We start from the raw sequence: 19,223 nt of genomic DNA, 5'->3' as shown, positions 1-19,223 counted from the left end.
AAAGCGTTCGCCTTTATCCCCGGATTTTCCCTTTGGAGAAGGGAATTAAAAAAAATCTGGGGATAACAGCGATCGGAAGGTTATTCTGTCATCGGAGTGGTCAGTGTAAATATTCTTTAGTTGAACTTACAACCAAGTCTGAAAATGAGGTGGAGTACAGATGAGTCAAATTACTGCTTTTGTAGGTGCATTGTTGATTGATGGACAAGGTGGAGAGCCTGTTTCCGATAGTGTGGTCCTGGTTGAGAACGGGAAATTCATAGCTGCGGGTGCAAAAGCAACCGTTCCAATTCCGGAACATGCCGAGCTTGTTGATGTAACAGGCAAAACGGTGATGCCCGGATTAATCGATGCCCATGTCCATGTACACGGGGCCAAAAATCTAAATATGGCTGCGGTGGCGCTGGAGGCCAATGAACTCCAGATGGGGAGAGCACTTCAGGATCTGCCGAAGCTGATCAACGCAGGATTCACAACCGTCAGGGATGTCGGTAGCCATGTTGCTGTATACATTCGCGATCTGATCAAGGAAGGTGTGGTGAAGGGGCCGCGGATTAAAACTTCCCGTCATATGCTCTCTCAGACGGGTGGACATGCAGATATCCATATGATTCCAACGGAACTGAATATCTTCACCGTGTGTGACGGGGTTCCGGAAGTCATTAAGGCAACACGCACGCAGTTCCGTGAAGGGGCGGATTTCATTAAAGTGTGCTCCACAGGCGGGGTACTTTCGGAGAAAGATGACCCTCGCTGGTCGCAATTCCGCATGGATGAGCTGAAGGCGATCGTGTATGAAGCGGAAGCGGTACAGTCTTATGTGGCTGCACATGCGCAAGGTGTACAGGGGATCAAAAATGCGTTGGAAGCGGGCGTACGCACCATTGAACACGGGATCTACATTGATGAAGAAGGCATTGGCATGATGCTGGATCAAAAGGCGGTTCTGGTTCCAACGCTGGCCATTGTACATCGGATCATCAAAGAAGGGCATAAATACGGTGTTCCCGAATTTGGCATCCGCAAAGCCAAAAGTGTATATCAGGAGCATATTGAGAACATGATTATCGCGCGTAAGGCAGGCGTAACCATTGCAGTAGGGACAGACTTCTGCACATGTGCACCTGTTGAGCATGGCGGGAATGCACTAGAACTTCGATTGCTTGTTGAAGATGTTGGATTTACGCCGATGGAAGCGATTGTAGCCGCAACAAGAGATGCGGCGAGAGCGATGCAGATGGAAGCGGAGATCGGTACGATTGAACCTGGCAAAGCTGCTGATCTGCTGGTACTGAATGTGAATCCGTTGACGGATATTGGACTGCTCGAAAACACAGAGAATATCGAACAGGTCTATTTATCAGGTGAACGCTTGAAATAAGAACGATGGTTCTACGTGTACTGAACTGCACTGACAACATAGAGAATGGGGAGAAGTCACCATGTTTAGTCAACCGATATATATCGCCACAGTATTGCTTGTTATTTTAGCTATAGGGGAACTGGTTTCGATCTGGTCCAAAGCGCGAATTCCTTCCTTGCTTGTTATTCTGATCGGATATTTGCTGCTGAACTGGGCGGGGTTATTTCCTAAAGGAGTGGTATCCAGCTCTGCTCTGACGGCGTTCGGGGCTCTCATGGTGGCTCCGCTGATTGTACACATGGGGACATTAATACCGCTGAAATTAATACGTTCCCAATATAAAGCTATACTGATCTCATTGTTCGCATCACTCACGGCGACAGGTCTTATCCTGTTAATCGTATCACCGTTCTATGGTTATCCTACGGCTGTTGCGGGATCAAGTCCGGTTGTCGGTGGCATTATCTCATATCTGATCACAACCACGAAGTTGCAGGAGATGAATCTGGGTCATCTGATTACAATTCCGGCTGTTATTCTGGGTATTCATTCCCTCGTGGGGATGCCGATTGCAACCAATATGTTGCGCAGATATGCGCTGAAACTGCAGAAGCAGGGCGCTTTTGAGAACAAGGTTGCAGGGGAAGGCCATGTGAACATTAAAGAAGCGAATGCCAAAACATTCCTTCCACAGCGATTCCAGACCGCACCTATTCTGCTGTTGCTCTTGTTCATTATGGGTAGTCTCTCCATTTATCTAGGTAATGTAACCGGACTTAGCTACAGTATCTGGGCTCTGTTGCTGGGGGTCCTCGGACATCTGATCGGACTGTTCCCATCTCGTATTCTGGATAAAGCAAGTACATCGGGAATTGCCATGATAGGTCTGATCGTAGTCGTTATGACAAGTATGGAGTCGATCACTTTCGATGCGGTGGTTAGTTCCATTATTCCAGTGTTGTTCATTATCGCAATCGGTGTGATTGGGGTGCTGATCGGTGGATTTGTTGGCTCCAAGCTGTTCAAATGGGACCCGCTCAAAGGTCTGCCTGTGGCACTGACTGCACTATTCGGTTTTCCGGGGGACTACATTATCTGTGAGGAAGTAAGCCGTTCAGTTGGACGTGATGAAAATGAACGCAAAGCCATCCTCGATGAGATTTTAACGCCAATGCTGGTAGGTGGATTCACAACGGTCACAACAGCATCCGTGTTAATTGCGTCCATACTGATCAAGACACTTTAAGAGGTTGTCAAAAACGGTCTTTTTGAACACGCACTATAAGAAAAATTGATGTTCTTTTCATCCCAATTTCAGTTTCCATTAAGGTTGGGAAGGTAAGATAAGTCTTGTAAACCCCTTCTCGTGTTAAATAGATGTGTGACTGGCCCTATCGGATTGTCCTCCGGTAGGGCACTTTTTTTTCTTCATTTCTGCGGTTGATGGTATGATAGATGAATACATAATGTGTAACCAACTCTAGTGACCGGAGGATGGAATTGTGGATCACAGTTTGCACCCGTTGTTTAAGCCTATTCAGATGAATGGAACGTACCCTAACAGTTATTATGTTGAGAAAGTACCTGCTGCTGGTCTGATGGCTTATGTGGCCTGTTATTGGGAATCAGGATCTCTTCCGAACAGACATGCGGATGTTGCTAAGAGAGAAGGTCCAGAGCGATCGATGATGACGGTACCTGCCCGGGTATTACCGGATGGTTGCACGGACATGCTGATTACATACGACCCGGTCTGTTCAAAGTACTCCTATGCTTACTGTGGCAATTATACACATCCGTTCGCTGTACCTGAGCCAGCCGATGATGGCTCCCCTGCTGGAGACTACACCTTTGGTGTCCGGTTCTTCCCGGGTGGAGCGCATGTCTTCCATGGCATGCCTCTGGAGTGGTTTACGGATAAGCGAATTGCACTTCAGGAATGTTGGCCGGAGAAGCTGAACGGGCTTCAGGAACGGATGGCCGAAACGAATCATTTTGCAGAGCGAGTAGAGGTTATGAATGCGTACTTGAGTCCGTTTACCGTGCAGGCAAGCACATCGGAGAACAATGTGATGAAAAACGTGCTGCACCGCATCTTTATGGATGGGGGACGTATGAGTGTCCAAGAGCTGGCGATGCGTGAAGTGATCAGTGAGCGGCAGCTGCATCGCAAGTTCTCGGAGTGGGTCGGAATCAGTCCCAAACGATTCAGTGAGGTGGTTCGTTTTCATCGTGTGTTGAGTGATATTCATCAAGGGGACACGGCAGACTGGGCAATGCTTGCCCAGAATCATGGATTTTTTGACCAAGCCCATCTAATTCGGCAATTTCGCAAGTTTTATGGAGAGACTCCGTTGACGGCAGCCAGGGAGCATGGCAGAATGTTGTCCGATTTGTACAATAGATCTGCAGCACCTTCGGTTATACTGAAGTCGTGAGAATAAAAGATAAGGGAGACATCATATATGAATGGAACATTGCAGATTCGGGATCACTTGTTAAATGAATTGGAAACAGGCGTACGGACGGGGGCTTCGTTAATTCGCTTGATCCGTTCGGAGGATTGGTCGTATCGTCCACAGGAGAATATGCGTTCATTGGTGGAGCTAGTGCATCACTTTATCCAAATCACGGCATCGGATCTTGCCATTATGCAGGAAAAAGGTGAAGCTGAGGTTGGGCTGGTGGAGAATAGCCTGTCGGGGATTGAGGATATCGAGAAGCTTGAAGCAACATTATGGAGCAATTTCGAATCCTACAAAGCTTATATCAAAGGATTGAGCGAAGACGACTTTTTGAATCGTTCAACAAAAGCTTTTTATATGGAACATGGTCACTTGCAGGTTCAATGGCAGATTGAAACCGTAACGCATGTATTCCATCACCGTTCGCAGCTGTATAACTATCTCAAGCAGCAGGGCCATGAACTGAACTTTTTCATGCTGTATGCGTAATTAAACTAAAGTAAGCTTAATTGGCTCCACCGGATGGTCCGGTGGGGCTTTTTTGCGTACATTCGTCTATCAATCTATGAAGTCTATCAAAATTGGACATTATGACCCTGGTAATTCACCGTTGCTTTAATAGATTTCAAGCATAGAATACCGTATCAAAGCAAAAAGGAGGTGATTTCAATGGCCATCCTTTTACCGATACAAAATTACAACCTTCCTGCCGGAGTAGGCAAGTCCTACTACGAAAATTTGGCTGGAGGCACAAATGCCAGCGCTACAGTGAACAACTTTGGACCTTTTCCGGTATCTCTCGTGATCACACGTGTTAATGCACCAGTAGTCACTTACGTTGTTCCTGTAAACAGCAGCCTTACCATTTCTTCAGGTGGAGTTCTGGTGTTTGCCTTGTTAGCTAACCTTGGAGGCGCAGCTTCCGGAACAATTCAATTCGCCGTAGCAGATTTGTAATTGGTGTGAACTGAATTGGAACGGCCTCTGTCGGACATCTTGTCGGCAGGGGTTTTTCTTTTTTTTATGTGGAACCTTCTGGATTGAAAGTGATATTATACTAGAGTCTTATTATTTGATTAATAGGTTGTTATAAGAATGAATTTCTTATACAGCGAGAGAAAGGGAGATTTGATGTTTAGAAAGATGTTCATCTGTATTTTGGGGATAACCTTAGGATTGTCTGCAATCCTGTCACCACATGTTGCTCAGGCGGCGAATGAAAAGACTACTCTGGAGTATGGCAATGGGGCTACATATTATGGAGAGACCAAAAATGGAAAACCTCACGGGAATGGAACCATGACCTGGGGGAAAACCAAAACCTACAAAGGAAGCTGGGCACAGGGAAAACGTTCGGGACACGGCGTATATAAAGTTATAACACGCGGAGAGGACAGTATTACAGAGTCCAAGTATGATGGGAACTGGAAGAATGACAAGAAAGATGGTAAAGGTAAACTTCATGTTAACGAAATAGCTTTGACTGGATATATGCTGGAATCGCGAATCCAAACAGGGACATTTGCAAAAGATCAGTGGATTGCAGGCTATGATGTACGAAATGGGGAATATGATCCGCCATATTCGTTTCTTTACAAAGATTCGAAATTGAGATTTGAAATCTTAGGGTATGCCGGAGACATTTGGAATGATTTGAAGAGTGGTTATATATTCTCATTTACATATAAAAAGGGAAAAGTATATAAACATATTGGTGTTGGAGAAGAGTATATTTCCAAGCAATTCAGCTCTTTTATAAAAAGTGTAGAGAAAGAGATCAAGCCTCACATCAATCAATTTGAGAAATTGGCTAAGCAATTATAAGTGTTATTACAAGGGATGAACATGTACACAGATTATAAATGTTGTTTATCCTGACGGTCATTCGATTAATTTAAGGTATAGGCGGCACGCAGATTGGTGTTGGCATACAGGAGGTTAGTGGATGATGAATAGAACAATCTTATTTGAAACGGAACGGTTGGAATGTGCGACTTGGAACGAAGGAGATCGTGCGCTGGCGTTTGCATTGTGGGGCGATCATGAGGTTGCCAAGTGGATTAGCAGCAAGGGATTTCTGAGCGAGGATGAGGTAGAGGCACGATTGACACAGGAGATTCAAAGGCAGAAGGAAGCGGGTGTGCAATATTGGCCCCTTTTTGAGAAAGAGTCGGAGGTGTTTGTCGGTTGTTGTGGCCTGCGTCCGTATTCTCCAGAAGAGGATATGTATGAACTGGGATTCCATCTAACCCGGGATCACTGGGGCAAAGGGTATGCCCAGGAAGCAGCGCGTGCGGTGATTACGTATGCCTTTGACGAAATGAAGGCGAAGGCACTGTTTGCCGGGCATCATCCGGATAATGAAGTGTCACGTCACATCTTGATCAAGCTGGGATTTGAGTATACAGGTGATGAACGTTATGAACCAACAGGAAAGAAGCATCCATCGTATGTGCTGCGAAAATAAGAAACCCCCGACCAATGAAGGACAGGGATTGAGGGCATCTGGTTTCCTCTTTTTTATAGAACTAGTTCATTCGAAACAATACGATGTGCGGTGACGATTTGCCCGGTGCTGTCTTTTCCCCACACTGAAATTTCAGTTAATGCAGCTGCGCCTCCACCCGTTGTGAATACATATTCGTATCCATCCAGGTTGGCATAGTAGGTTTGAGAGAAGACTTGCCCGGGGGTCAGATTAACGGATTGCAGCACATATAAGGTTCTCGTTCCATTCAGGAAATAACCTTCAATGAGTACATTGGACGTATTGATGGAATCGGTGTTGACCATTTTGATGGTGACCTGTTGTGTAGGCCTGCTACCACAGGAGAGGTTGTTCTCGATCGGGCCTGTAGAAAGGACTGCCATAGGTCCATCTCCTTTTTTTATGAATATCTTTTCCTGAGAAAAGCTAGAATAGCATATGTTAGAATCCACAAAAGCGTTTGGACAGAGAGATATATGTACTGAATGAAAAGGAGGAACTGAATCTTCTGTCCCAAGGAGATATATGTTTTCATGCTTTTTTTATTTCGCTTTCAGCTTCTATTAAGGTAGCAGAGGTAAGATAAGTCTTGTAAACCCCTTCTCGTGTTAAATAGATGTGTGACTGACCCCGCCGGGCGCCGGTGGGGTATTTTTTTGTTTTATTTTCAAATAAACAAAACTAAACAAAAATAAATAAAAGAATATATCTGTGTTTATTATTGACTACCAAAGATAAACAAAGGTATAATGAATGTGAAATAAAGAACTTACTATGTACGTGGCAAGCCATTTGATTTTCAATATAAGGAGAGATTGATCATGAACGTGACCCTTAGCAATGAAACAACGCAGGCTGCAGGTTTCCATATCCCATTTGTCCGTGAGATGGCTGAGATTACACAACATATGTGGAAAAATGGCTGGGATGAGCGCAATGGCGGTAATGTCAGCTATCTGCTGGAGGAAGAGGAAGTTGCTCAATATATCGATATCCATCATGTGATTCGCAAGATCAAACCGGCATTTTCGGTGCATGAGCTGGCAGGCAAGTATTTTATCGTGACCGCATCGGGCAAATATTTCAAAAATGTACTCGCTGATCCCGAGAGCAATCTAGGATTGCTGCGTGTATCGCAGGATGGACAGGAGCTGGAAGTGCTCTGGGGATTGAAGTCGGGAGCGAATCCAACAAGTGAGTTGCCTACACATTTCATGAGCCATATCGAACGTTTGAAATTGGACCCGAACCACCGGGTTGTCATGCACAACCATGCCACTCATGTATTGGCTATGACGTTTATCCACGAATTGGATGAGGCAAAATTCACGAAAACGCTGTGGCAGATGTGCACGGAGTGTGTGGTTGTATTCCCGGATGGGATCGGCATTATTCCATGGATGATTCCTGGATCAAACGAGATTGGACGCGAAACGGCTGAGAAAATGAAAGAATACCACGCGGTCATCTGGCCGCAACATGGCATCTTTGGAACAGGAACAACGATTGACGAGGCATTTGGTCTGATTGAGACGATTGAGAAGGCAGCCCAGGTGTTTATGCTGGTTGCCGGTCACGAGATCCGGCAGAGAATTACGGATGAGCAGCTGACCACACTGGCACAAGCGTTTGGTGTTACTCCTCGTCCCGGAATTCTGGGCAGTTAAGGAAAGCTGTATTGTTTTATAGTCAACGCATAGATCAAGGAAGTGGTCTTGGGTTCATTGAACCAAAGGCCATTTCCTTTTTTTTGACGAACAATCGTCATTTTGGTTCAAAAAAGTTCAAATTGCTGAACAAGAATGGCTTTGTTATCGATTATTGAATCGTAGAATGCATTATCACGCGCTGGCGAAATTCGGGTGAAATGACGTATTGTCAACGGCTCTGCGATTTTGCATAATAACAATGCTTCACAGATGAGAGACGGAAGGAAGTTATGATCATGCTTGGCAAAATGAAGAGAATCTTAATAGGCAAGCCCATGAAATCGGCTGAACTGGATGGAGAAAAATTGGGGAAATGGAAGGCGCTCGCCATCCTGTCCTCGGATGCCCTATCGTCCGTTGCCTACGGTACGGAACAGATTTTGCTGGTGCTCGTTGCGGCCGGATTCGCCGCCCTGTGGTACTCCGTTCCGATTTCTATCGCCGTGCTGGGATTACTCGTCATTTTAATTTTTTCCTATCGCCAGACGATATTTGCTTATCCAACAGGGGGCGGCGCTTATATCGTAGCCAAGGATAACCTGGGTACAACATCCAGTCTGATTGCCGGAGGATCTCTGCTGGTCGATTATATTTTGACCGTTGCGGTAAGTTCGTCGGCAGGGACGGATGCGATTACGTCGGCTTTTCCTATGCTGCATGACTACAGTGTTGTGATTGCTCTGATTATGATTGTTTTTCTAACCATTATGAATTTGCGGGGAGTGACGGAGTCAGCGTCTGTGCTGGCGATCCCCATTTATCTGTTTATCTTTTCGATTGCGGTTCTTATTATCTCGGGCGGAATCAAATTTCTTGCCGGGGGGATGGAAGCAGCTGCACCAGAATTCGGAACTAGTCTATCCCATGTGAGTATGTTTCTGTTATTAAAAGCATTCAGCTCTGGTTGTTCGGCCTTGACTGGCGTGGAAGCGGTAAGTAACGCAATCCCGAACTTCAAGCAGCCTGCTGAGAAAAATGCCGCGGGTACATTACTGCTCATGGGTTGTATATTGGGAGCCATGTTCATCGGTATCACCTTACTGGCTTATGGGTACGGAGTGAGGCCTGATCCCAAAGCAACGGTCATTTCCCAGATTGCTGAAGCGACGTTTGGCAGGGGCACGATGTATTTTATCATCCAGGGTGTAACGGCACTGATCCTGTTCCTCGCAGCCAACACAGCTTATTCGGCTTTTCCGCTGTTATCCTTCATGATGGCAAAGGATAAATACATGCCGCATGCATTTATGGTCAGAGGAGACCGCCTTGGTTTCTCAAACGGGATCATTTTCCTCAGTGTGATGTCTGCGCTGCTGGTGGTTGGGTTCAAAGGGAATACGGAAAGCCTGATTCCGCTCTATGCGGTAGGGGTGTTCATTCCATTTACCCTGTCACAGCTCGGTATGATGATTCGCTGGATCAAAGTCAAGCCGTCTGGCTGGCAGATGAAGTTGCTGGTCAATACCGTCGGTATGCTGACCACATTATCGATTACCCTGATCTTTATTTTCACCAAGTTCACACAGACATGGGTCATCTTTATCTTTTTGCCGCTCGTTGTTTATGTGTTCATGCGTATTCACCGTCATTATTGCAACATTGCAGATGAGCTGCGGATTGATATTCAGGTCGATAAGCCAGCCAAAAAAGGCAATACGATAGTCATTCCTGTTGCGGGCATTACCCGGGTCGTTATGAATACGATCAGTTACGCCCAGACGATGTCTGATCATGTGGTCGCGCTGTACATTGGCTTCGATGATGAGGCGATACGCAAGATGGAGCAGAAGTGGGAAGAATGGAATCCAGGTGTTCGTCTGGTCGTGATTAAATCTAGATACCGTAGCATTATGGGGCCGCTGAAGAAATTTATTGATACAGTAGAGTGGAAAACGGCTGAGACTGATCACATCACCATATTGATTCCACAATTCATCACCAAGCACTGGTGGCAAAATGTACTGCACAACCAGACCAGCTTCATGATCCGGGCTTATCTGATCAATTACAAAGACGTGATTGTCACCACGGTGCCATATCATCTTAATCGTTAACTCGAACGGTTAATCGCTTTACCTCGTTTGGAAGATTTACAGATTATTGTAAAATGAGTCGCTTTTATTAATAAGCAAACGTTTATATTCCATTTACACATCAAACCGCAGGGATATCTCCAAACAGTGGAGTTCTTGCGGTTTTTTGTCATGAAATCCGGTTTGGATACCGCTTTCGAGTGGATACACATTTCCGTAAAGTCCCTTGTCCATGATTAACGTTACGTTGATTCAGAATGAATTTTGCTGTGACATTCGACTCTTACACTAGATAACGTGGTGCTGAAGTTGATCTAACATTTCACACACACTGAATGCGTGAAACAAGGGGGAAGAAAATCCGATGAGTGAGCTTGATAACCGGATCAGCTTGCCCGCCGCCAAACGGCGCGTATCCGGTACGAGTGAGCGCCGGACAGCCTCGCTGCGTGTGCAGCGAATGCGGGAGAATCTGCTGGCCTATGGTTTCCTGGCACCATCGCTGCTTTTGTTTGCAGTGTTTCTGTTTTACCCGATGTTTAAGTCCGTGTACCTGAGTCTGCATTCCACAGATCCGACGGGGCAGATTGCGGCTTATGTAGGACTGGATAACTTCAAGGCTGTGTTCCAATCAGGACTGTTTATGCAAGGGATGAAAGTGACATTACTATTTGTACTGTTTACAGTGCCTACGGGCATGCTGGCTGCTCTGATTCTGGCTGCACTGACCCACAACCGGTTCAAGGGAATGCGTGTGTTCCAATTTGTATTCTCTCTGCCCGTGGTGTTATCCGTCGGTTCGTCAGCGGTGATCTGGAAGTTTCTATTCCACCCGACCCTGGGCATGCTGAATTATCTGCTTGGCAAAGTAGGCATCGATCCAATTCCCTGGCTCACCAGCCCGGATTGGGCATTGATTTCGATCTCCATCATGACGATCTGGATGAACCTTGGATTCAACTACATTATTCTATCCAGTGGTTTGGCAGGCATCCCGGATGAGATCTACGAGAGTGCCAAGATTGACGGCGCAGGACCCTTGCTGACGTTTCGCAAAATCTCGATGCCGCTACTGTCACCAACGTTATTCTTTGTTACGGTCGTATCGATCATTGGCGCTTTTCAATCGTTCGGTCAGATCAACATTCTAACCCGGGGTGGTCCGATGGACAGTACAAATGTTTTTGTATATTCCATCTATCAGGAAGCCTTCGTTAATTTCCGCTTTGGTACAGGTAGTGCACAGGCACTGATCCTGTTCGTGGTGATTATGTTGCTGACCCTGATCCAGTTCAAATGGGTAGAAAGGAAAGTGCATTACCAATGAGTGCGACATGGACCAAAACGCTGTTGTATGTATTACTGACGATCTGTGCAGCGCTTGTGCTGTATCCGGTGATGTACACCTTTTTCATGGCCGTGATGACGCCGGAAGATGCGAGTGCTTATCCGCCGCATATCATTCCAAATTCAATCGATCTGTCCAACTTTAGCGAAGTATTTGATATTGTTCCGATCGGTCGATTTATCGGCAATACCTTTCTTGTCGCAGGACTGACAACGCTTGGTCAATTGATTACAGCGAGTATGGCAGCCTATGCTTTTGCAAAAATGCAGTTCAAAGGCAAAAACGTCATCTTCAGCATGTTTGTCGCAACGATGATGATTCCATGGGAAGTGACGATGATCCCCAACTACCTGACGGTTCGCAGTTGGGGCTGGCTAGATAGTTACCAGGGGCTTACCGTGCCGTTTCTGGCAACGGCGTTTGGTACATTCCTGCTAAGACAGTTCTTTATGCAGCTACCCAAGGAATTGTTCGAGGCGGCGAGGATCGACGGTTGTGGTCATATTCGCTATTTCATATCGCATGTCTTGCCTTTGTCCCGACCGGCACTTGGAACACTGGCAATCTATTCATTCCTTAGCATGTACAATTCGTATCTCTGGCCGCTGCTGGTGACAAACACACCGGAAATGAGAACCGCACAGATCGGAATCTCGATGCTGGAGTTCCAGGAATCCACAGCGTGGAATCTTGTATTTGCCGGAACAGCCATGGTCATTCTACCATCCTTACTGTTATTGATCTTCGGGTTGAAACAGCTTGTCCGCGGAATGGCCGCAGGCGCGCTGAAGGGGTAGGGAGAGAAAGTTTTACAACTATTTAATTGAATTGAAGTGGAAACTCTGAAGGTTTTGATCTAAAGATTTTAATTTAGAGGTTTTGAATTAAACCATGTATCTTCTTACAAGGTCCACGGTTTGGATACCAGGAGCGAATAAAATGAGGCTCGTGCTTCAAATAAAATGTTGAAATGAACGACGGTAGTAGTGGAGGGGACGAAATCGATTCTGAAGAAGCAAAGCGTTCGCCTTTATCCCCGGATTTTCCCCTTTGAGAGGGGGAATGAGAAAAATCCGTGGATAAGAGCGATCAAAAGAACGATTCGTAACCGTAACGGCCACACCGCGTCATCCCCAAGATTTTATTGTACGCGAGCCATATAAAAGGAGAGCGATTTCGTTTGAAAAAAAGAGGAACATTCGCATTAATGCTGGCTGCACTCATGTTGGTCATTTCCGCTTGCGGAACAAAAGCTGAAACAAGTAGCCCGGCAAGTGGAGCACAAGCAGAAGCGGCCGCAGCTGAAACAACACAATTGACGTGGTGGCATTCCATGTCTGGCGCTGGGGAGAAAGCCATTAACCAACTCGCTTCCGATTTTAACGCTAGCCATCCCGACATTCAGGTGAAACCCATCTATCAAGGGAAGTACGATGAAAGTCTGAACAAACTCAAAGCATCCATGGGCTCAGACAGCGGTCCAGACATTATCCAAGTCTATGAGATTGGTAGCAAGTTCATGATCGATTCGGGCATGATTACGCCAGTACAACAGTTCATCGACAAGGATCAGTTCGACCTGTCCCAACTGGAGCCAAACATCATCCGATACTACACCATCGATGGCAAATTGAACGCCATGCCGTTTAACACATCCAACCCGATCCTGTATTACAACAAGGATATGTTCAAAGCAGCAGGTCTGGACCCGGAGAACCCGCCGAAGACGTATGAAGAGTTTGAGCAAGTAGCAAAAGCACTGGCGAAAGACGGTAAGCCAGGTGCATCCATGGCGATCTACGGCTGGTTTATGGAACAGTTCTTTGCAAACCAGAATGCAGATTATGTAAACAATGGAAACGGAAGAAATGAAGCAGCTACAGAGTCTCTGCTGAACTCCGAAGCTGGAGTGAAGACTTTAACGTGGTGGAAAAAGATGATTGATGAGAAGACCCTCTCCAATCTGGGACGTAGCACAGACGATACAACAGCAGCATTTACCGCTCAGCAAATCGGTATGACTCTTGATTCCACGGCTGGCCTGCGTAAAATCGTAGAAGGTTCAGGTGGCAAGTTTGAACTGGGAACAGGTTTCCTGCCTCGTCCAGTGGATGCCAAAGAAGGCGGCGTTGTAGTGGGTGGAGCGAGCTTGTACATCATGAACAACAAATCCGAAGCACAACAACAAGCGGCATGGGAATTCATCAAGTACTTGGCTACACCAGAGGTACAAGCGAACTGGAGTGTTGCGACAGGATACTTCCCTATTACGACAGCAGCCTACAATGAGCAAGTATTAAAGGATAATATGGCGAAGTACCCGCAATTCCAGACAGCAGTCGATCAATTGCACGCTTCCGCCGATTCGACAGCAACATCCGGGGCATTAATGGGTGTATTCCCGGAAGCCAGACAACTTGTCGAAGGAGCGATTGAAACGGTCCTGAATGGACAAGGTACACCACAGGAAGCATTGGATGTAGCAGCTAAACAAATTACAGACAAGATTGCGCAATATAATAGTACGGTGAAGAAATAATTGTAGGCTAATCTCACATTACAACCAGATGCGGCGTTCATCAATGATCGTCGCATTGTTGTAATTTTATGATATCCTCTGAGACCTAAGACGGATTTTTCTTAATGTACAACCTGATTGAACAAATGATTGCAACATTGATAACATGATGAACATTAACAGGTTATGTCTGATCATAGGCCAAGTAACAAAAGTATGGCTTAAAAGAATGAGGGATTGTATGTCAAAATAAAAGATATTTAATTAACATGTGTCAGTAGTTCGATTTTATATACCACGGATAGGCCTAAAGTCGAGATGACGATTTATGTAAAAAAACCTCCTACGCGCTAACAATCGGCAAAACCTACGAATAATTGCAGAATGTACTCATTCTCCAGACAAGATATAGCTTAGAAAGATTTCGCGAAAATCAGCAGGTATTGTAGAAATTAGTTCTCTATGGGCAAATGAATATAATATGTTTAACTCCCTAAAAGAGCTTGCAGACTCCCATCTGCAAGCTGATTTTTTTTTCTAATTAATGCCTGTTAATTTTCACCAAGTGAAGGTATAGTAGACAGGATTATATTGAAGGAGTGTTGACGAAATGCAAGATCAACCCGTTTTAATCGCACTATTTGCCATAGCGGCAGGAATTTTTAGTTTGCTCGGTGGTATCAACAATTGGGATTGGTTTATGAAGAGCTTTAGAGCAGGAATTTTTGTAAAGACTATTGGACGGCAGGGTGCAAGGGTGGTATATGGTATTCTAGGTGTCGTCATGATTGTCATTGGTGTATTACTGTTACTGATCGGATAGTTATTGGGAAATTAACGAACTCACTAAGTATCATCTACATACGATGTTCATGAGCGAAGGCAAAGTAAGAGGATATGTGAGAAGAGTCAAATGGAAAAAGCGTTTGAATGCTTAAAACAGCAGTATGCAGTAAGACCAGGATAGAATATCAAATCAAATAGCATGCCTGAAAAAAACATAGCCATAACAAAAAGACCACCGAAAAATTTCGGTGGTCTTTTACCAAATTCAGGTTTATCCATCTCAATCTGGTTTAATTATCTTTTAAGTCTTCAACAGAGTTGATCTCCATGTACGTTGGAACAACCAGACCTTGTTTAACTCCTGTCATGCTGACAGCGATATCTTCAATCTTGTCTCCATATGTCTTCCAGTAGTCCCCATGTGTGAGCGGGAGCCATACGGCTGGAGAAGCATCGATATCACCTGCTGCCAAGCCTGCCCACATGGGGCCAGCTTCGACTTGCAGTGCTTTGACTGTGTAACCCAGATCCGTCTCAAGCACATACTTCATCAGGTTGGTACTCGCAATTTCAGAGTCCCATGCAACATAACCGAGACGTAAATTGTCACCTTTAACCGGGGTTAACCCCTTGGTCCATTCTTCAATTTGGTCCGGATGTTTTTCCGCATAAGTCTTGGCAGCTTCTTCAGGCGAAACGCCCTTTTGAATGTCTACCATGATTTCACTCATTTGATCTGCAGTCCAATTAAAACGAGAGAAGAACTCATAGGCAACGGGATGATCTTCCTTGATTCCCTTACGTCCAACCGTGTGAACTTCCTCTGCATCGCCGAAAATTAAGTCGGGATCATCCAAATACTTCAGATCATACTGATTGAACATCCAGTGTGGAGTCCAACCCGTAACGATGATGGGTTCTTCATTTTTATAAGCTTTGTCCAACGATGCAGTCATTGCTGCTCCGGAGCCTTCAATCAGATTCCAGTTAGACAATTCATAATGTTTAATGGCGTTTGCTGTGGCCTTCATCAGACCTGCACCCGGGTCAATACCAACGATTTGGTGATTAACCTCTTCGCCCACATTAGCACTTGCCGATGGAGTGGAAGAAGCGGCACCTGTCTCCAGATCTGCAATCGAGTTTACTTCAGTCATGTACTTAGGAACCACGAGGCCTGTACGTACACCTGTCATATTAGCCCCCAGATCGTCCACCTGGTCTTTGTAACGTTCCCAGTAGTCTGCGTGTGTCAATGGCAGCCAAGCTGCTGGAGAGGCATCTACGTCGCCTGAGGCAACACCCGTCCACATTGGTCCGGCTTCGACTTGCAGAGCGTTAACTTTATAACCCAATTTGTTTTCCATCACATATTTTAGCAAGTTCGTACTTGCGATTTCGGAATCCCAAGCCACATAGCTGAGTTTGAATGCATCACCGTTCACTGGAGTCAGACCTTTGGTCCACTCAGCAATCTGATCGGCATGTTTCTCAGCATAAGCTTTAGCTGCTTCTTCTGCAGATGTGCCATCTTGGATAGCAGTCATCATTTCACCCATTTCATCCGATGTCCATTGGAAACGGGACAGGAATTCAAACGCAACAGGGTGATCTTCTTTCAGACCTTTACGGGCGATGGTGTGAATTTCTTCAGCATCACCGAAAGATTTTTCTGGATCTTCCAGATATTTCAGATCATATTTGTTGAACATCCAGTGCGGAGTCCAACCTGTAATAATGATTGGATCTTCATTTTTGATCGCTTTGTCCAGCGTGGCTGTCATGGCTGCACCAGAGCCTTCAATCAGAGTCCAGTCAGTTAATTTATAGTCTTCGATCGCTTTTGCAGCAGACTTCATGATACCAGCCCCTGGATCGATACCGATAATCTGATAGTTTACTTCTTGACCTACAGCATTGGCTGCTGAATTGTTGCCACCAGCCGAAGTTGTGCCACCAACGAAGTATTGTGAGAAACCAGCTACAAGCACAAGGAATGTTGCTGCAGCAGTGATCCATGCTTTTTGCTTGGCTGTAATGCGTGAGGTTTTTTTGCGACCTGGCATAAATACATTTTGTGTAAAACGGTCCAGAACAATCGCGAGTACAACAACGGCCAGACCGGCTTCGAAACCTTTACCGATTTGAAGCTGTGTTACAGCACGATAGACTTCCGCACCAATACCTTGTGCACCAATCATGGATGCAATAACAACCATGGATAGTGATAGCATGATGGTCTGGTTAATACCGGACATCACGGTAGGCAAAGCGAGTGGAAGCTGTACTTTGAACAACTTTTGCATGGAAGTTGAGCCGAATGCATCAGCTGCTTCAACCAATTCACTAGATACCTGTCTGATCCCCAGGTGAGTCAGACGAATCGTTGGCGGAATCGCAAATATAACGGACGCGATAACACCTGGAACGACACCTAGACTAAAGAATGTGACCGCAGGCAGCAAGTAGACAAATGCAGGCATCGTCTGCATGAAGTCAAGCAGCGGTGTAATAATACGCGCCGCAGTTTTACTGTATGCAAGCCAGATTCCGACAGGTACACCAAGCAGGATCGAAACCAATCCTGAAGTGATAACCAGACCGAGTGTGTCCATCGATTGGGACCAGTATCCCAAGTTATCTACGAGCAAGAACCCGATAACTGTAAATAGTGTCAGTGGGAGTCGTCCTACAAGGAACGCAAGAACACCCAATATGGCAATGAACAGGAGTGGATGGGGCAGCATGAACAGCCCGGAGAAGAATCCAACTACTGCCTGAATAACAATAGAGATTACATTAAACAATCCGGAGAGCGAGGAGCTCATCCAGTCAACGATGGATTCAATCCACGATGCTAGTGGTATTTTGGGAATCATTCGCAAGTTCCTCCTTTACTGCAACTTCACCGCTAAGTGCACCCAGCAGGGCACCGCGGACGATAACACCTTGCAGACGGCCATTCTCACCAACAACAGCGAGCGGCACATGGGCAGAACTTACAATCTCGAACAATTCATGAATCAGAGTCTCAGGCGACACTGTCGGCCCGTCCGTGATCAGAATGTCATTCAATAATTTGTTTTCGCGCATAGCACGGGTTGCATCTTCAGCTGTAATTACACCAAGCAGTTTGATCGAACGGTCAATGACAAACAGGTTGGAAATACCACGTTCGCGCATTAATTCGAGGGCAACACGAGGACCACGATCAAGCGTAATTGTTTCAGGGCGACGCATTACGTGAGATGCTGTAAGGACCTTGGACAGATCCACGTCTTCGACGAAGCGGGCCACATATGAGTTGGCCGGTTGAATCATGATTTCTTCCGGTGTACCGATCTGCACAACTGCGCCGTCTTTCATGAGGGCAATACGATCGCCGATGCGCAGCGCTTCGTCCAAGTCATGGGTAATGAAAATAATGGTCTTTTTCATTTTATCCTGAAGCTCGATCAACTCATCTTGCATATCACGGCGAATCAATGGATCAAGTGCACTGAAGGCTTCATCCATCAGTAGTACTTCCGGGTCATTGGCAAGTGCACGCGCCAAGCCGACACGTTGCTGCATCCCGCCACTGAGTTCATCTGGCATTTTGTCTTCCCAGCCCTTAAGGCCAACCAGCTCAAGTGAGGTTTTTGCCTTCTCCCGGCGTACTTCCTTATCTACTTTTTGTATTTCCAATCCATACTCCACATTATCAAGAACGGTACGGTGCGGGAACAACGCAAACTTCTGGAAGACCATGCTAATCGTTTTCCGGCGCACTTCGCGCAATTGTTCTTTGTTCATCTTGCGTAGATCCTTACCATGGACCAGAATTTCTCCGGATGTTGGTTCAATCAGACGATTGAACATCCGAACCAGTGTGGATTTACCACTCCCGGACAGTCCCATAATAACGAAAATCTCGCCTTCCTTAATGTCCATGTTGACCCGGTTGACACCAACCGTTATCTGTTTTTCTTTGGCCAACTTTTCTTTACCCCAACCTTGCTCCAGTAATTGCAGACCTTGCTCGGTTTGGGGTCCAAACAATTTACTTACGTTTTTCACTTCAAGTATGGTCATGTTTTCACCCCTTCTGATGTGTTGTGCACTTCGAACGGCTTTCAGCATCCATAAGCCCATACACTTATGCGCCCAGCCACGAAATCCGGTAATTGTTGCTTCGCTTCCCGTCTTTCTGGGTAACGTTTTTAAGTCTAACAATACTTAACCAGTATATCAACCGAATAAACAGTACATAATGTTTGTACAGTAAAAACTGTACAAAGTTTTCCTCCCATATGCTCCGTCATTCTCCTTATTCTGGCTAATAAGGTAGCTTTACATTTGACATTGCTTTTCCTACAATAGAAAATGAGCTGAATTGAAGCTGAATTTTTTGGTTAAAAGATAGTCATAGGCAATTGTAGCCTGGTAAAGTTCCCATTTTCATACATTGGGTGAATGAAAGCCCTCTGGCATATATGATGTCCGGCTGAGTGCTTTCCCATGTAAGCAGGAC

The 19,223-nt window shown here is 45.7% G+C and carries 16 protein-coding genes; 13 read left to right on the top strand and 3 right to left on the bottom strand.

Going from position 1 to position 19,223, the window contains the following annotated elements:
* Positions 1 to 160: 160 nt before the first annotated feature.
* The 7 genes from MHI01_RS11870 to MHI01_RS11840 all read left to right on the top strand — a co-directional run bounded on the left by MHI01_RS11870 (position 161) and on the right by MHI01_RS11840 (position 6,295).
* Complete coding sequence (locus MHI01_RS11870) at positions 161 to 1,381, top strand: metal-dependent hydrolase family protein (RefSeq protein WP_076319088.1); 1,221 nt, start codon at positions 161 to 163, stop codon at positions 1,379 to 1,381.
* A gap of 61 nt (positions 1,382 to 1,442) precedes the next feature.
* Entirely contained in the window at positions 1,443 to 2,609 is a 1,167-nt protein-coding gene (locus tag MHI01_RS11865) for a hypothetical protein (protein WP_036668987.1), read from the top strand.
* A 256-nt stretch (positions 2,610 to 2,865) separates the two neighbouring features.
* Positions 2,866 to 3,801: a helix-turn-helix domain-containing protein gene (locus MHI01_RS11860; protein WP_340983189.1), complete on the top strand. Its 936-nt coding sequence runs from the start codon at positions 2,866 to 2,868 to the stop codon at positions 3,799 to 3,801.
* Between the two features lie 27 nt (positions 3,802 to 3,828).
* A complete protein-coding gene (locus MHI01_RS11855) occupies positions 3,829 to 4,317 on the top strand; it encodes a DinB family protein (RefSeq protein WP_036668991.1) in 489 nt (162 codons plus the stop codon).
* A gap of 180 nt (positions 4,318 to 4,497) precedes the next feature.
* The gene (locus MHI01_RS11850) at positions 4,498 to 4,785 is read left to right on the top strand and encodes a hypothetical protein (RefSeq protein WP_036668993.1); all 288 of its coding nucleotides are present in this window, start codon (positions 4,498 to 4,500) and stop codon (positions 4,783 to 4,785) included.
* Positions 4,786 to 4,986: 201 nt separating this feature from the next.
* A complete protein-coding gene (locus MHI01_RS11845; protein WP_340983188.1) occupies positions 4,987 to 5,652 on the top strand; it encodes a hypothetical protein in 666 nt (221 codons plus the stop codon).
* Between the two features lie 124 nt (positions 5,653 to 5,776).
* A complete protein-coding gene (locus tag MHI01_RS11840; protein ID WP_164783422.1) occupies positions 5,777 to 6,295 on the top strand; it encodes a GNAT family N-acetyltransferase in 519 nt (172 codons plus the stop codon).
* A gap of 53 nt (positions 6,296 to 6,348) precedes the next feature.
* On the opposite strand, the gene MHI01_RS11835 is transcribed toward MHI01_RS11840, so the two are convergent.
* Complete coding sequence (locus MHI01_RS11835; protein WP_340983187.1) at positions 6,349 to 6,699, bottom strand: hypothetical protein; 351 nt, start codon at positions 6,697 to 6,699, stop codon at positions 6,349 to 6,351.
* Between the two features lie 438 nt (positions 6,700 to 7,137).
* On the opposite strand from MHI01_RS11835, the gene rhaD reads away from it, so the two are divergent.
* From rhaD to MHI01_RS11805, 6 genes are all read left to right on the top strand, one after another.
* Positions 7,138 to 7,983, top strand: a complete 846-nt coding sequence (gene rhaD, locus MHI01_RS11830; protein ID WP_339197694.1) for a rhamnulose-1-phosphate aldolase — start codon at positions 7,138 to 7,140, stop codon at positions 7,981 to 7,983.
* Between the two features lie 278 nt (positions 7,984 to 8,261).
* On the top strand, positions 8,262 to 10,079 hold the full coding sequence (locus MHI01_RS11825) for an APC family permease (RefSeq protein WP_340983186.1): 1,818 nt from the start codon (positions 8,262 to 8,264) through the stop codon (positions 10,077 to 10,079).
* Positions 10,080 to 10,422: 343 nt separating this feature from the next.
* Positions 10,423 to 11,385 (top strand): carbohydrate ABC transporter permease, encoded by a 963-nt coding sequence (locus MHI01_RS11820; protein ID WP_074093958.1) that lies wholly within the window; start codon positions 10,423 to 10,425, stop codon positions 11,383 to 11,385.
* The gene (locus MHI01_RS11815; RefSeq protein ID WP_036669010.1) at positions 11,382 to 12,203 is read left to right on the top strand and encodes a carbohydrate ABC transporter permease; all 822 of its coding nucleotides are present in this window, start codon (positions 11,382 to 11,384) and stop codon (positions 12,201 to 12,203) included. The genes MHI01_RS11820 and MHI01_RS11815 overlap by 4 nt, the downstream gene beginning before the upstream one ends.
* 383 nt (positions 12,204 to 12,586) lie before the next feature.
* Entirely contained in the window at positions 12,587 to 13,945 is a 1,359-nt protein-coding gene (locus MHI01_RS11810; RefSeq protein WP_340983185.1) for an ABC transporter substrate-binding protein, read from the top strand.
* Positions 13,946 to 14,534: 589 nt separating this feature from the next.
* Positions 14,535 to 14,747, top strand: a complete 213-nt coding sequence (locus MHI01_RS11805) for an immunity 17 family protein (RefSeq protein ID WP_047842001.1) — start codon at positions 14,535 to 14,537, stop codon at positions 14,745 to 14,747.
* A 253-nt stretch (positions 14,748 to 15,000) separates the two neighbouring features.
* Here MHI01_RS11805 and MHI01_RS11800 read toward each other — a convergent pair whose 3' ends face one another.
* Both MHI01_RS11800 and MHI01_RS11795 read right to left on the bottom strand, forming a co-directional pair.
* Positions 15,001 to 17,589, bottom strand: coding sequence for a glycine betaine ABC transporter substrate-binding protein (locus MHI01_RS11800; protein WP_340983184.1), 2,589 nt, complete (start codon positions 17,587 to 17,589; stop codon positions 15,001 to 15,003).
* Positions 17,555 to 18,784 carry a quaternary amine ABC transporter ATP-binding protein gene (locus MHI01_RS11795; RefSeq protein ID WP_074093962.1) on the bottom strand — a complete coding sequence of 410 codons (1,230 nt, stop codon included), beginning with the start codon at positions 18,782 to 18,784 and terminating at the stop codon, positions 17,555 to 17,557. The genes MHI01_RS11800 and MHI01_RS11795 overlap by 35 nt, the downstream gene beginning before the upstream one ends.
* Positions 18,785 to 19,223 lie beyond the last annotated feature (439 nt).

This window comes from Paenibacillus sp. FSL M7-0656, assembly GCF_038003225.1.
Taxonomy (GTDB): domain Bacteria; phylum Bacillota; class Bacilli; order Paenibacillales; family Paenibacillaceae; genus Paenibacillus; species Paenibacillus amylolyticus.
Note: the sequence above shows the minus strand (reverse complement) of the source record. Positions and strands in the feature narration are given on the sequence as shown.